The organism is Sphaerisporangium corydalis, assembly GCF_025506355.1.
Lineage (GTDB): Bacteria > Actinomycetota > Actinomycetes > Streptosporangiales > Streptosporangiaceae > Sphaerisporangium > Sphaerisporangium corydalis.
Genome location: NZ_JANZYP010000047.1, coordinates 20,782 through 33,729 on the forward strand (window position 1 = coordinate 20,782; position 12,948 = coordinate 33,729).

General features: G+C 71.4%; 12 protein-coding genes. 8 read left to right on the forward strand and 4 right to left on the reverse strand.

The window, feature by feature from the left end; genetic code table 11:
- Nucleotides 1-142: 142 nt before the first annotated feature.
- Nucleotides 143-781, forward strand: coding sequence for a hemerythrin domain-containing protein (locus NYZ98_RS27650; protein ID WP_262846536.1), 639 nt, complete (start codon nt 143-145; stop codon nt 779-781).
- Nucleotides 782-938: 157 nt separating this feature from the next.
- Entirely contained in the window at nt 939-1,313 is a 375-nt protein-coding gene (locus NYZ98_RS27655; protein ID WP_262846477.1) for a VOC family protein, read from the forward strand.
- A 97-nt stretch (nt 1,314-1,410) separates the two neighbouring features.
- Here the strand turns inward: NYZ98_RS27655 and NYZ98_RS27660 are convergent, their stop codons facing one another.
- From NYZ98_RS27660 to NYZ98_RS27675, 4 genes are all read right to left on the reverse strand, one after another.
- On the reverse strand, nt 1,411-2,400 hold the full coding sequence (locus NYZ98_RS27660; RefSeq protein ID WP_262846478.1) for a hypothetical protein: 990 nt from the start codon (nt 2,398-2,400) through the stop codon (nt 1,411-1,413).
- A gap of 684 nt (nt 2,401-3,084) precedes the next feature.
- Entirely contained in the window at nt 3,085-3,846 is a 762-nt protein-coding gene (locus tag NYZ98_RS27665; protein WP_262846479.1) for a group II truncated hemoglobin, read from the reverse strand.
- Between the two features lie 227 nt (nt 3,847-4,073).
- Nucleotides 4,074-6,362: a HelD family protein gene (locus NYZ98_RS27670; RefSeq protein ID WP_262846480.1), complete on the reverse strand. Its 2,289-nt coding sequence runs from the start codon at nt 6,360-6,362 to the stop codon at nt 4,074-4,076.
- A 183-nt stretch (nt 6,363-6,545) separates the two neighbouring features.
- On the reverse strand, nt 6,546-6,920 hold the full coding sequence (locus NYZ98_RS27675; RefSeq protein WP_262846481.1) for an STAS domain-containing protein: 375 nt from the start codon (nt 6,918-6,920) through the stop codon (nt 6,546-6,548).
- Between the two features lie 170 nt (nt 6,921-7,090).
- Between NYZ98_RS27675 and NYZ98_RS27680 the strand changes: the two genes are divergently transcribed.
- The 6 genes from NYZ98_RS27680 to NYZ98_RS27705 all read left to right on the forward strand — a co-directional run bounded on the left by NYZ98_RS27680 (nt 7,091) and on the right by NYZ98_RS27705 (nt 12,911).
- On the forward strand, nt 7,091-8,863 hold the full coding sequence (locus NYZ98_RS27680) for a glycosyltransferase family 2 protein (RefSeq protein WP_262846482.1): 1,773 nt from the start codon (nt 7,091-7,093) through the stop codon (nt 8,861-8,863).
- A gap of 164 nt (nt 8,864-9,027) precedes the next feature.
- A complete protein-coding gene (locus NYZ98_RS27685) occupies nt 9,028-10,059 on the forward strand; it encodes an energy-coupling factor ABC transporter permease (RefSeq protein ID WP_262846483.1) in 1,032 nt (343 codons plus the stop codon).
- The gene (gene cbiQ / locus NYZ98_RS27690) at nt 10,059-10,823 is read left to right on the forward strand and encodes a cobalt ECF transporter T component CbiQ (protein ID WP_262846484.1); all 765 of its coding nucleotides are present in this window, start codon (nt 10,059-10,061) and stop codon (nt 10,821-10,823) included. Before NYZ98_RS27685 ends, cbiQ begins: the two co-directional genes overlap by 1 nt.
- A 67-nt stretch (nt 10,824-10,890) precedes the next feature.
- The gene (locus NYZ98_RS27695) at nt 10,891-11,652 is read left to right on the forward strand and encodes an energy-coupling factor ABC transporter ATP-binding protein (protein WP_262846485.1); all 762 of its coding nucleotides are present in this window, start codon (nt 10,891-10,893) and stop codon (nt 11,650-11,652) included.
- A 96-nt stretch (nt 11,653-11,748) separates the two neighbouring features.
- Nucleotides 11,749-12,090 carry an STAS domain-containing protein gene (locus NYZ98_RS27700; RefSeq protein WP_262846486.1) on the forward strand — a complete coding sequence of 114 codons (342 nt, stop codon included), beginning with the start codon at nt 11,749-11,751 and terminating at the stop codon, nt 12,088-12,090.
- 47 nt (nt 12,091-12,137) lie between these two features.
- Entirely contained in the window at nt 12,138-12,911 is a 774-nt protein-coding gene (locus NYZ98_RS27705) for an SDR family NAD(P)-dependent oxidoreductase (RefSeq protein WP_262846487.1), read from the forward strand.
- Nucleotides 12,912-12,948 lie beyond the last annotated feature (37 nt).

Below are 12,948 nucleotides of genomic sequence, written 5' to 3' on the forward strand. Positions count from 1 at the left end.
CCCGTCCGGGTTCCGGTCGTGCGGTTCGACGTTCCGGTCGTGCGGGTTCGACGGGTTCCGGTCGTGCTTGACGGCCGGGGGGAAGAGTGATCGAATTTCGCGTCAGCGTCGCGGTGCGCCCGGCAAGGAGATCGTCGTGGGCATGGAGGCGCCGAAGCACGGGACGACCATGGAAACACCCACCGAGCCGGCGGACCGCCTCACGGCGTTCGGCAACCAGCTCATCGAAGTGCACATCTGGCTCCGCGAGGAGCTCGCCCGGCTCCGGGAGAACGTCGATTCCCACCTGGACCCGTCCCTCGATACCCCCTTCGACGGGCTCGGTCAGCGGCCGACGGAGCTGCGGGCGCACTGCCTGGCCTTCTGTTCGGCGCTGAACCGGCATCATCTCGGCGAGGACGGCGGCGCGTTCCTCGTCCTCGGGGAGCGGTTCCCGCCGCTGCGGCCCGTGCTGGAGGAACTGTCGCGCGATCACCACATCGTGACCGGGATCCTGCGCAGGGTGGAGGAGTTGGTGGACGGCCTCGGGACGCGCACTCACCCGGAGGTGGGGCGGGGCGTGCGGGCCGAGGGTGACGGGCGTGGGGGACACGCGGACGTGGTGCGGGGCGTGCGGGCCGAGCTGGACGGCCTGGCGGCGTTGCTGGAGTCGCACTTCGTCTACGAGGAGAAACGGATCGTCGCCGCCCTGAACGCGATGGGCGTCCCAGCCTGGGATGACTCGAGGCCCGATTTCCTGATGACGAACCCTTCGCCGTCCGAACAGGACGAGCAGCGGTGACTTCGCCGTTCGTGCGGGAGGTGCGGTGGTGACTTCACCGTTCGTGCGGGAGGAACAGTGGTGACTTCGCGGCTCGTGCGGGAGGTGCGGTGGTGAATTCGCCGTTCGTACGGGGAGGAGACGCGGTGACTTCGCCGCCGGTACACGAGGAGACATTGTGACGCGACAGCCGACCTTGACGTTGACCGGTACGAACATCGGCGCGCCGCACGCGCGGGCGTTGGCGGAGTTCTACTCCGAGCTGCTGGGCTGGGCCATCGAGCACGACGAGGACGACTGGGTGACGCTCAAGTCTCCGGATGGCGGGACCGGGCTGTCGTTCCAGACCGAAGTGGAGTACGTGCGGCCGACCTGGCCGGCCGGGCCGGGCGACCAGCAGATGATGATGCACCTGGAGATCCAGGTCGACGACCTCGACGCCGCCGTGGCCCATGCGACGGCCTTGGGCGCGACCGTCGCGGAGTACCAGCCGCAGGACGACGTGCGCGTCTGCCTGGATCCCGCCGGCCATCCCTTCTGCCTCTGGCTCTGACCTACCGCGCGGGCCTTTGGATCTGAACTACTGGGCGGGCCGCTGGGGTCTGACCTACCGGGTGCGGGCCGTCGGGTCTGACCGCCGGGCGTGGGTGTCAGGTCGTGGCCTGGGCGGTCAGGCGGTCGGTGTAGCGGAGGATGGCGGTGATGGTGCTGGTGGCCAGGGCGATGTCCGCGTTGCTGGGGCCGAAGGCGTAGGCCTCCACGTAGGCGTACCCCCGGGTGCCGCCGGCGGTGGTGTCGGTGGTGTTGGATACGGCGAACCCGGTCGCGGTCCCCCGGGCGGAGCCGGAGTCCTGGTACTGCATCTTGAGCGTTTCGAGGCGGCGGCGCGCCCGCTCGGCGGCCTTCTGCGGGGTGGAGTAGATCTCGATGTGCGCCTCGGGGCCGTCGAAGTCGGGGAAGGGGTCGTAGCTGTCCGGCCACGACAGTTCCAGCGCGACGGCGTCCACCTTGTCCGGCGCGTCGGAGACCATGACGTCCTTGAAGCCGCTCGTGGTGATCGGCGGCGGCAGCTTCTCGGTGAACGGGCCCTTGCGCACCAGGTCCGCGAGGTAGGACACGTTCGCCTGCTTCAGCGGTTCGGCGGGTTTGTCGTCGCTCGACAGGGCGGGGATGACGCCGATCGTCGCGACGAACGCGGCGACGAGCAGGCTGAAGCGCGTGCGCACGGAGGCGGGGAGCCGGACCACCACCACGGCGACACCCACGCTCGCGGCGAGCAGGATCGCGACATGCCACGCGGAGGCCGTCACGCCGACGATCAGAACGATGATCAGCGCGAGGGACAGTACGGCGACGATCCCGGTGATCAGAAAGCCGGGGGCGAGCAGGAGCGTCCTCCGCCGCGACGCCGCCTTCTTCTCCGAGGGAGTGGCATTCGTCTCCGACGGGGCGAGGGCGGTATTCGTCTCCGAGGGGGCGGGAGCGGCGTTCGTCTTCGACGGGGTGGGGGCGGCCGTTTCCGTCGGTGGGGTGGCGGTGCGCGTGGGATGTGCGGTTTGTACCGTTGATTCGGGAGTGGGTGAGGCGGGCGGCGCGGGTGGCGCCGCCTTCTCCTTCGGTGAGGTACCGGACTCCTCCACGATCGCCGATGCTACTCCGCGACGCCTGGCCGGGTGGGCGACGTGAGAAGTTTGCCCCTGTACGAGGCGCTGGATTCGCCGTCCCACTTTCCGCCATGTCGGCGCCTGGTGAAGGCCGTCGTGGCGAAGGGGTGGTGGGGGTCGGGAGATCAGGGTGGACTGAGGGGGACCCGGTGCCGCGTTCGGCGTCGGCGCCCAGCGAAGTGCCCCCCGACCCCGCTCACTCGCGCTTACCCCCGCTTCGCCATAGAGGGACTCCTCTTCGGCGCCGACTCGGCGGGAGGTAGGACGGCGAATCCGGCGCCTCATACGGGGGCAAACCGGCGGGCTTGGCCGGTGGTAGGTAAGCCCTAGGAGTGTCGGAGGGCTGACTAGGCCGATAGGTCCTTGGTGTGGTGGGGGATCGGTAGGGCCGGTAGGCCTTTGGAAAATCGCCCGAGCCGAAGGCGAGGACCTTTTCAGGCAGGTTTGGCGTCATTAGAAGGGCGCCGGATTCGCCGTTCTACTTCGGATGGGTTTGCCCCCGTATGAGGCGCCGGATTCGCCGTCTCACTTCCCGCCGCGTCGGCGCCCGATGGAGGCCGAAGTGGTGGAGGGACGGAGGGGTGGAGGGGTGGAGGGATGGAGTGGTGGGGCGGAGCGGTGGATGGAGAGTGGGACGGGAGGGTGGGGCTGGAAGGGGGGTTAGGGGCGGTAGGGGGGTGCTATGCCCCAGTCCCAGTGGGGGACGGGGGCTGTGGGGGGTGGGGTGGCGTTGGGTTGGGAGTTGGCGAGGGCGAGGCGGGTGCCCCATTCGATGTAGCCGGTGAAGGCTGCGCGGAACTCCGGGTCGTCCGGCAGGCCGACATCATCGGCGGCGTCCATCAGCAGACTGGCCCACCGCCTGCGTCGCTCTTCGGTGATCGCCTTGCCCAGGTGCATGCGCAGCATGTGCGGGTATCCGCCCCGCTCGCCGGTGTAGCGGGCGGGCCCGCCGAAGACCTCGGACAGCCACATCGCCACATAGCGGGGATGATCCGGATCCATGCCCGCGAACAGCGGGCCGACCAGGTCGTCCCCCTTGACCAGTTCGTAGAACCGCTCGGTCAGCCGCTCGAACGCCTCGGCGCCGCCCGCCCACTCGTACAGCTTGGGCGTGGACCCGCCCCGGCCCCGTACGGCCGTGCGCTCGTAGTGGCGCATCTCCTCGATGGCGTCGATGTAGGGGCTGATCTGGGCCAGGAACGCGGGGAACAGCTCGCCGCCCCTGAACCCTTCCAGGTGATCCTTCGCCGACGTCCAGGTGATCCGTAGCACGTAGCAGGCCGGGTCGTCGACGCATCGGCTGAGCTCGTAGTCCACGCACTGCGGCGCCGCCGCGAGGGAGAGCGCCGCGGTCTGGTACGCCGCCTCGAAGGCGTCCGATCCGCCGACCGGTATCCGGTAGCGGATGTATTCCACGATCATGAGATGGCCGCCTTGCGGTGGGGGACGTCAGCCGGTCCAGAGATTAGCACGTAATCATGTAATCAGAGCGGGTGGGCAAGAAAGGGAACGGGCGGTCCGCCGCTGGGTGGCGCGGGTGGTCGCGCTGGTCATGCGACCCGGACCAGGACGGCCGCCCGCCCTCGTGGTCAGCCGAGCCGGACCAGGACGGACGGCAACCCGCCCTGGTCGGACGTCTGGTCAGCTGGTCATGCGAGCCGGGCCAGGACGGACGGCAGTTCGCCCTCGTGGATCACGGTCAGGCGTCTGGTGGCGCGGGTGATCGCCACGTACAGGTCCTGGCCGCCCTTGGGGGACTGGGTGAGGATCTCCTCGGGTGCCACGACCACCACCGAGTCGAACTCCAGCCCCTTCGACTGGGTGACGGTCAGCACCACCGCGGGCGAGTCCAACGCGTCGGCCGTCAAAGCGGACGCCGCGTCCGGTACCAGGGCGGCGATCTCGCGGTGCCGCGCGTCCGGGGTCAGCACCGCCGTCCGCCCTTCCCCTACCTCCGCCAGCTCCGACATCACCAGCTCAGGAAGCGCCCGGGGAAGGTCCGCGCGGCGGACGCGCAGAGCGCGCGGCGGGGCCTCCCCGTCGCGGACGGAGGTCGGCGGCTCCTGGTCAGGCGCGACCGCCTTCAGCACGTCGGCGGCCACCTCCATGATCTCCGCCGGGGTCCGGTAGTTGACCAGCAGCCGCGCCTCCCGCCACCGGCCCTTAAGGTACGGGTCGAGCATCTCGCCCCACGACCGCGCGCCCGCCGCCGAGCCGGTCTGCGCCACGTCGCCGACCACGGTCAGCGAGCGCGTCGGGATCCGGCGCATGACCGTACGCCAGGCCATCGCCGACAGTTCCTGCGCCTCGTCCACGATCACGTGCCCGTACACCCAGTGCCGGTCGCGCGCCGCGCGCTCAGCGGTCGTCAGCGCGGTGCCGCCCGAGTCGTGGCGGTCGGCCAGGGCCCTGGCGTCGAGCATCTCGGTGACGTCCGCGATCTCCAGCACGCCCTGGGCGTACAGCTCGTCGTCGCGCCGCGCCCGCCGCGCCGCCCGTTCGGCCGCACGGGCGGCTGAGGAGTCCTCACCGAGCAGTTCGGCGGCCTCGTCGAGCAGCGGGACGTCGCCCGTCGTCCACGGCGCGCCCGCCGGCCGCGCCAGCGCCGCGAGCTCGCCGGGGCCGAGATGGGACCCGGCCGCCGAGGCGAGCAGGCCGGGGTCGGCGAGCAGTTCGGCGACCAGCCGCTCGGGCGTGAGCGGGGGCCACAGGTCGTTCAGCGCCGTGCGGACGGAGGCCATCCGCCACAGCGCGGCCTTGGCGTACCGCAGGTCCTCCTCGTCGAGCGGCTGGTCGAGCTGACGCGCCTCGTCCAGGGCCAGCGCGGTGAGCGCCGAGTCGACGAAGAGCTTGCGCGCGACGTTGTGCGGGCCGCGCACGGCCCTGGCGCGCTCGCGGGCGCGCACACAGGTGGCGTGGTCCACCCGCAGCGCCATCCGCTCGACCACGACCTCGACGCCGTCGCGCAGCGACGTCTTGACGTCGATGAGGACCTCCAGGTCGCCGGAGGGCACCCGCTGGCGGTCCCGGACGGCGCCTTTGATCACCTCGACCATCCGCAGGTCGCCCTTGACGGCCGCCGCCCCGGGCTCGTCGGAGGCGGTGGCCCGGACGCCCGGGTACAGCTCGCCCGCGGTGGTCAGCACGACGTCGGTCTCGCCGAGCGAGGGGAGCACGTGGCCGATGTACCGCAGGTACAGTGCGTTCGGCCCGACGACCAGGACGCCCCGGCGCTGGAGCGTCTCGCGGTGCGCGTACAGCAGGTACGCGGCCCGGTGCAGCGCGGCGACGGTCTTGCCCGTGCCGGGGCCGCCCTGGACGACGAGCGCGCCGGGCAGGCCCGAGCGGATCACCTGGTCCTGCTCGGTCTGGATGGTGGCGACCACGTCGCCCATCCGCCCGGTGCGGCCGCGTCGCAGCGCGGCCATGAGGGCGGCCTCGCCGACCAGGGTGCGGCGGTCGGGCTCGCTCATCCTGGCGAGGTCGAACACCTCGTCGTCCAGGTCCACGACCGTACGGCCGCGGGTGTGCAGGTGGCGGCGGCGGACCAGCGGCCCGGGGTCGCCGGGTGTGGCGGTGTAGAACGGGCGGGCGGCGGGGGCGCGCCAGTCGATGAGCACCAGCTCGTCGTGGGCGTCGCGCAGGCCGACCCTGCCGATGTAGTACGTGTCGCCGCCGGTGTCGTCGACCCGGCCGAAGCAGAGCCCGCGTTCCACCCCGGAGAGCTGCGTGACGCGGCGGGCGTACTCGTGGGAGGACACGTCCCGCTCGAAGCGGGCCTGGTGGGTGCCGCCGGGCGTGCCGCGCGCGTACTCCTCGCCGAGTGCCCGTTCGGCGCGCTCGCGTACGGTGTCGAGGCGGTCGTACAGCATGGAGACATGGGCTTGCTCGGCTCGCAGGGCTTCCGTCCTGGCGGTTTCGGATGCGCGACGCTCCATCGGTGTGGTATACTCCTTACGGGCAGTGTTGTAATGAAGCTTTAGGATGCCAAACAGTTGAGCGTAACAGTCCCGCTCCTGTCAGGCATCCCGCAGCGCATCACGATTCGCCCGTACCCACACCTTCCCCGGCCCGGCGTATACACCGCGCCGGAGTACCCGGCCCCGCCGCCTGAAGTGCCCCTACGCGTTCTGGGGCATCGCGGAGAGGGCGTCCTCAAGGGTGGGGAAGGTCTCGAAATGGTGGTCCAGGTTGGTGATCATCAGAAGCCTGGAGATCATCCCGGGTGCCACCGCCAGCGCCAGCCGGCCGTTCATCTCACGGACCCTGTTGTAGGTGTGGACCAGGAGCCCGAGGCCGAGCGAGTCGCAGAACGAGGTCTGGGTGAGGTCCAGCACCAGGCACGGCGGGCGTTTCTCCTCGATCGCGACGTCCAGTTCGGAGCGCAGCAGGGGGACCGCGTTCATGTCGAGTTCGCCGACGATCTCGACGATCACGCAGGGGCCCTCCTGCCTCTCACGAATCACCAACCCTGACTCGCGTGCCGGGTAGCTCATGACTGTCACCTCCGTTGCCGACTCGTTACCCTGACAAAAAGGTAATAAGCCCACATAGCCAAATAAGCAGGTGGGACGGGGTGTCGCCAAGGCGGTGAATGGCCTTCGGGCGCGAGTCAGCGGTTACATAATGAATCGCAATGAAGACGGAAAGTAGTCGGCGTGTCGACGTGAGCATCGTGGTGCCCGTCCACAACTGCCGCCCCTATCTCGACAGGTGCCTCACCTCGCTGCTCCAGCAGCCCGTCAGCAAGGAGATCGTCATCGTGGATGACGGCTCCACCGACGGCAGCCGAGATCTCCTCGCCGACTATGCGGCGAAATTTCCGGAAATACGGGTGTCTTTTCAGCAGGCCTCCGGCGGCGCCGGGCGGCCCAGGAATCACGCGATGGCCCAGGCCAGCGGCCGGTACGTCTTCTTCTGTGACGCCGACGACCATCTCGGCCCCGAGGCGCTGCAACGCATGCTCGCGATGGCCGACCGCAACGACTCCGACATCGTGCTCGGGAAGATGGTCGGTCACGGCCGCCGCGTCCCCACCTCCATGTTCCGGGAGAACCGCGACCGCGCCCCCCTCGGCGAGACCACCGTCTACAACACGCTCACCTGTTTCAAGCTCTTCCGCCGCGAGATGCTCACCCGTCATCACATCCGCTTCGATGAGTCGCTCCGGGTCGGCGAGGACATCGTCTTCTCCGTCCACGCCTACTGCCACGCCCGGACGATCTCGGTGGTCGCCGACCACGACTGCTACCACCTGGTCTGCCGCCCCGACGGCAGCAGCATCATGCAGGAACCGGGCAGCCGCGACCCCCTGGCGTGGCTCCGGATGATCCGCGTCCCCATCGAGCTGATGGCCCGGCACATCCCCGAGGGCCCGCTGCGCGACCACCTCCTGCGCCGGCACTTCCGCTTCGACATCCTCGGCCAGCTCGGCGCGCCCTTCCTGGCGGCCGACCCGGTGGGCCGCCAGGAGATCGCGCGCGAGGTGTCCGACCTGTGCGCGACCTGGCTGACCGACGGGGTACTCGACCGGCTGCGGCCGATCGACCGGCTCAGGGCCGCCTCCACCGGCGACGTCGGCCGCCTCGTCCGGCTCGCCCGCCTGGAGGCCGCGGCGCTGCACCGCCGCCTCACCGCGCTCGACTGGGCGGGCGACCGGCTGGAGGTGTCGGGCCGCGCGTTCCTCACCGACTCCTGGAACGGCGTCGCGGTCGGCCTGCTCCTGCGGGAGCGTTCCACCGCCACCGAGCGCCGGGTCCCGGTGACCGCCGTGGCGGACGTCTTCGCCGGGAGCGTCGAGGTGTCCCGCCTGCCGCCCGGCGTCTGGGACATGTACGTCGTGATCGCCTGCGAGGGCATGCGCCGCGTGGCGCGGTTCGGCGCCGACCGCGAGCCGGAGGTCGGCCGTCCCGGCCCGCGCCTGATGGCCGCGGTCACCGTCCCGTACTTCACCCGCCCGCACGGCAACCTCAGCATCGACGTGGGCGGTCACGTCGTCGCGGTCCCTGGGGCCGTGCGGCTGACCCGCGCCGCCTGGGGCGGCAAGGGCGCGCTGACCATCGAGGGCACCGTCACGGTCGGCGCCGAGTGCCCGGCGGCGCGGTGCGTCAGGCAGGTGGTCTGGCGCGAGCGGTCGTCGGGGAACGAGCGCCGGGCGCCCGCCGCCCCCGTCGGCGACCGGGTGTTCGTCGCGACGGCCACTCTGGACGTCCCGGGCATCTGGGAGGCCAACCTGGAGCTCAACCTCGGCGGCCCGCCCGTGCGCTACCCCGTCCAGGTCGGGGACGCCGAGCTCGGGCCGGGCGTGGCGTGGTGGCGGGGGCGGCGGCGCTGGACGGCGATGGCGCGGGCGTCCAAGATCCGGCGCAAGCTCGTGGTCACCGTGCTGGCCAGGGGCCCCAAGGCCGTCGTCCGCCGCTCCATCCGCATCGGCCGCTGACGCCCTCCTTCGGACGGCCACCCCAGGCCCTCCGGTAACCGAATCGGCCGTACGTCCGCGCCGTCGGGACACTCCTTGTTCGCCCGGCCGCCTTAATGCCTGTTCTTTGCAACTACATAGGTATGGCCTAGAGTTGCCTCAGTTCGACCGCTCGGAGGCTCCTGGTGCACGTACCTGATGGTTTCTTCAACGCCCCGGTGTCCGTCGCCGCAGGAGCGTTCGCGGCCACGGGGCTCGGCGTGTGCCTGCGCGGCGCGCGGCGCGAGCTCGACGACCGCACCGCCCCCATGGCGGGCCTGGTGGCGGCCTTCATCTTCGCCGTGCAGATGCTGAACTTCCCCGTCGCGGCCGGCACCAGCGGCCACCTGCTCGGCGGCACGCTCGCCGCGGTGCTGGTCGGCCCGTACACCGCCGTTTTATGCGTCTCGGTGGTGCTGCTCGTCCAGGGCTTCTTCTTCGCGGACGGCGGGCTCACCGCGCTGGGCGTCAACATCACCCTGATGGCGATCGTCACGACCGTCGTGGGCTGGACGGTGTTCCGCCTGATCGTCCGGGCCGCCCCGCGCGGCCGGAGCGTGGTCCCCATCGCGGCCTTCTTCGGCGCGGCCGTCTCGGTGCCGGTCGCCTCGCTGGCGTTCACCGCGCTGTTCTGGATCGGCGGCACCGCCCCGATCGACGTGTCGTCCGTCGCGGTCACCATGGGCGGCGTGCACGTCCTGATCGGCCTCGGCGAAGGGCTGATCACCGCGCTCACCGTCAGCAGCGTGCTGGCCGTACGTCCCGACCTGGTGTACGGCGCGCGGGGCCTGACCGCTCCGCTGCTGCTGCGCACGCCCGGGGGGACCACCGAGGTGGCCACCGGCCCGGCCCCGCGTCCGCACCGGAGCGCGCGCCCCCTGCTCGCCGGCGGCGCGCTGGTCGCCGTCGTGCTGGCCGGTGTGGTGTCCTTCTACGCCTCCAGCAGCCCCGACGGGCTGGAGAAGGTCGCCGCCGACAAGGGCCTGAACACCCACGAGGCGAGCCACCCGCTCGGCGAGTCGCCACTGGCCGGATACGGCGTCAAGGGGGTCGGCAGCGAGCGCCTGGCCGTCGGGCTGGCCGGCGTCGCCGGAGTCGGCATCACCGTCCTGGCCGGCGGGGCGATCTTCTACGCCGTGCGCCGCCGGGGCCGCTCGGCCGACGAGGCGCACGCCTAGTGGGCGCGGGCCACCAACGGCAGCTCTACCGGCCCGGCGACACGCTGGTCCACCGCCTTCCGCCGCAGTGCAAGCTCCTGGCGGTCGCGTGTTTCGCCGTGGTCGTCGTGGCCACCCCGCGCGAGGCCTTCTGGGCTTTCGGGGTCCACGTCCTGCTGCTGGCGGTGGTGGCGGCGGTCGCCCGCGTCCCGCCCGCGTTCGTGCTGCGGCGCATGGTGATCGAGCTGCCGTTCGTGGTGTTCGCCGTCGCGCTTCCGGTCATCGGGCTGGGCGCGCGGGTCGAGGTGCTCGGGATGTCGCTGAGCGCCGAAGGCCTGTGGGCGGCGTGGAACATCCTGGCCAAGGCCACCCTCGGCGTCGTGGCGAGCGTCCTGCTGGCCGCCACCACCGAGCCGCGCGCGATGCTGCAGGGCGCGCGGCGGCTCAGGCTGCCGCCGCTGCTGGTGCAGATCGCCATGTTCATGCTCCGCTACATGGACGTGATCCTGGACGAGATGCGCAGGATGCGCATCGCCCGCGAGTCGCGCGGGTTCGCCGGCCGCGACCTGCGGCACCTCCCGGTGCTGGCCAAGTCGGCGGGCGCGCTGTTCATCCGCTCCTACGAGCGCGGCGAGCGGGTGCACCTGGCGATGCTGAGCAGGGGGTACACCGGTACGATGCCGGTGATCCACGAGGGTGGCGCCTCGGCGGGAGACTGGGCCACCGCCGTCCTCCTGCCGGTCGCGGCGCTCGTGACGGCCGCGCTCTCGTGGAGCCTCTCGTGACGCCGATCGCTCGGCGCCCCGCTCTCCCGGCCCGTCCCGTGACGGCCGCCCTCTCCTGGAGTCCTCTGTGACCGCGTCACCGCAGCCGCCGCCGTCCCTGCGCGTCGGCGAGCTGGCCTACGCCTACCCCGACGGCACCCAGGCGCTGTTCGGCGTCGACCTGACCATCGGGGCCGGTGAGCGGGTGGCGCTGCTCGGGCCGAACGGCGCGGGCAAGACGACCCTGGTCATGCACCTCAACGGCATCCTGACCGCCGGGCACGGCACGGTCGAGGTGGCCGGGCTGCCGGTGCGCAAGGACACCCTGCCGGAGATCCGCCGCAGGGTCGGGCTGGTGTTCCAGGATCCCGACGACCAGCTCTTCATGCCCACGGTCCGCGAGGACGTCGCGTTCGGGCCGGCGAACCTCGGCGTGCGCGGCGCCGAGCTGGAACACCGGGTAAGGGAGGCGCTCGACCAGGTCGGGCTGCCCGAGGTCATCGACCGCCCGCCGCACCACCTGTCGTTCGGGCAGCGCCGCAGGGTGGCCGTGGCCACCGTCCTGGCGATGCGGCCGGAGATCCTCGTGCTGGACGAGCCGTCGTCGAACCTCGACCCGGCCTCCCGGCGCGAGCTCGCCGAGGTACTGCGCTCCCTGGAGGTGACGGTGCTGATGGTCACGCACGACCTGCCGTACGCCCTGGAGCTGTGCGAGCGCTCGCTCATCCTGTCGGGCGGCGTCATCGCGGCGGACGGCCCGACCCACGAGATCCTCGCCGACGGCGACCTGCTGGCCGCGCACCGCCTGGAGCTGCCGTACGGCTACGTGGTGACCGACCGGCGCCGCTGACATCAGGAGGCGGCCGTAGGTGACCGCCCGGCGCTGGGCCGGGAGGCGACCGGCCGAGGTGATTGCGAAGTAAAGTGGGCCCGCGAGGAGGTTCACATGAAGCTGCGGCTGGCGCGGCGGGCGTTCGGTGACGCCGTCGTCGTGGCTGTCGAGGGTGAGCTCGACCTGTTCACCGCGCCGTTCCTCCGCGACGAGGTGCGCGACGCCATCAAGCAGGACAGCAACCGCCTGGTGCTCGATCTCGCCGCCCTGTCCTTCATGGATTCGAGCGGGCTGTCGGTGCTGATCGAGGCGTGGCGGCTGGCGACCGGCGAGGGCGGCGGCGTCTCCCTGGCGGCCCCGCAGGCGCCCGTGGCCCGCATCCTGCGCACGACCGGGCTCGACCGGCGCATCAAGGTCTACCCCGACGTCGACACGGCCATTTCCGGGGAGATTTGAGCCCCCCTTGTAGAACTTCATTCGGTAGCCACGTTAGGGTCCGGGATATGGACCTGAACGGAGCAGCAGCAATCATCTCAGGCGGTGCCAGCGGCCTCGGTGAGGCCACCGCACGCGAACTCGCCGGCGCGGGCGCCACCGTCGTCATCGCCGACCTCAACGCCGAGCGCGGCAAGGCCCTCGCCGACGAGCTGGGCGGCGTGTTCGTGCAGACCGACGTCTCCGACGAGGCCTCGGTCCAGGCGGCCGTGGACGCCGCCGTCGCCACGGGCAAGCCGCTCCGCGCCGTCGTCAACAGCGCGGGCATCGGCTGGGCCTCCCGCACGGTGGGCCGGGACGGCTCCCCGCACGACCTGGCCAGCTACCGCAAGGTGATCGACGTCAACCTGATCGGCACCTTCAACCTCATGCGCATCGGCGCTGCGGCGATGGCCAGGACCGAGGCCGCCGACGCCGACGGGGCCCGCGGCGTCGTCATCAACACCGCGTCGGTGGCGGGCATCGAGGGCCAGACCGGCCAGGTGGCGTACTCGGCCTCCAAGGGCGGCATCATCGGCATGACCCTGCCGGCCGCGCGCGACCTCGCGGCGGTCGGCGTGCGGGTGCTGACGATCGCGCCGGGCATCATCGACACGCCGATCTACGGCTCGGGCCCGGAGTCCGAGGCGTTCAAGGCCAAGCTGTCCGCGCCGGTGCCGTTCCCCAAGCGGATGGGCCGTGCGTCGGAGTTCGGCCACCTGGTGCGCGCCCTGGTCGAGAACGACTACATGAACGGCGAGGTCATCCGCTTCGACGGCGGCATCCGCTTCCAGCCCAAGTGAGGCACGCCCGCTTCCAGCCCTAGTGAGACCCGCGAAC

Excerpts from the sequence above, each read along its gene's own strand:
- NYZ98_RS27650 (WP_262846536.1), top strand. The coding sequence starts at position 143 with ATGGAGGCGCCGAAGCACGGGACGACCATGGAAACACCCACCGAGCCG.
- NYZ98_RS27665 (WP_262846479.1), bottom strand. The coding sequence starts at position 3,846 with ATGATCGTGGAATACATCCGCTACCGGATACCGGTCGGCGGATCGGAC.
- NYZ98_RS27670 (WP_262846480.1), bottom strand. The coding sequence starts at position 6,362 with ATGGAGCGTCGCGCATCCGAAACCGCCAGGACGGAAGCCCTGCGAGCC.
- NYZ98_RS27675 (WP_262846481.1), bottom strand. The coding sequence starts at position 6,920 with ATGAGCTACCCGGCACGCGAGTCAGGGTTGGTGATTCGTGAGAGGCAG.
- NYZ98_RS27700 (WP_262846486.1), top strand. The coding sequence starts at position 11,749 with ATGAAGCTGCGGCTGGCGCGGCGGGCGTTCGGTGACGCCGTCGTCGTG.
- NYZ98_RS27705 (WP_262846487.1), top strand. The coding sequence starts at position 12,138 with ATGGACCTGAACGGAGCAGCAGCAATCATCTCAGGCGGTGCCAGCGGC.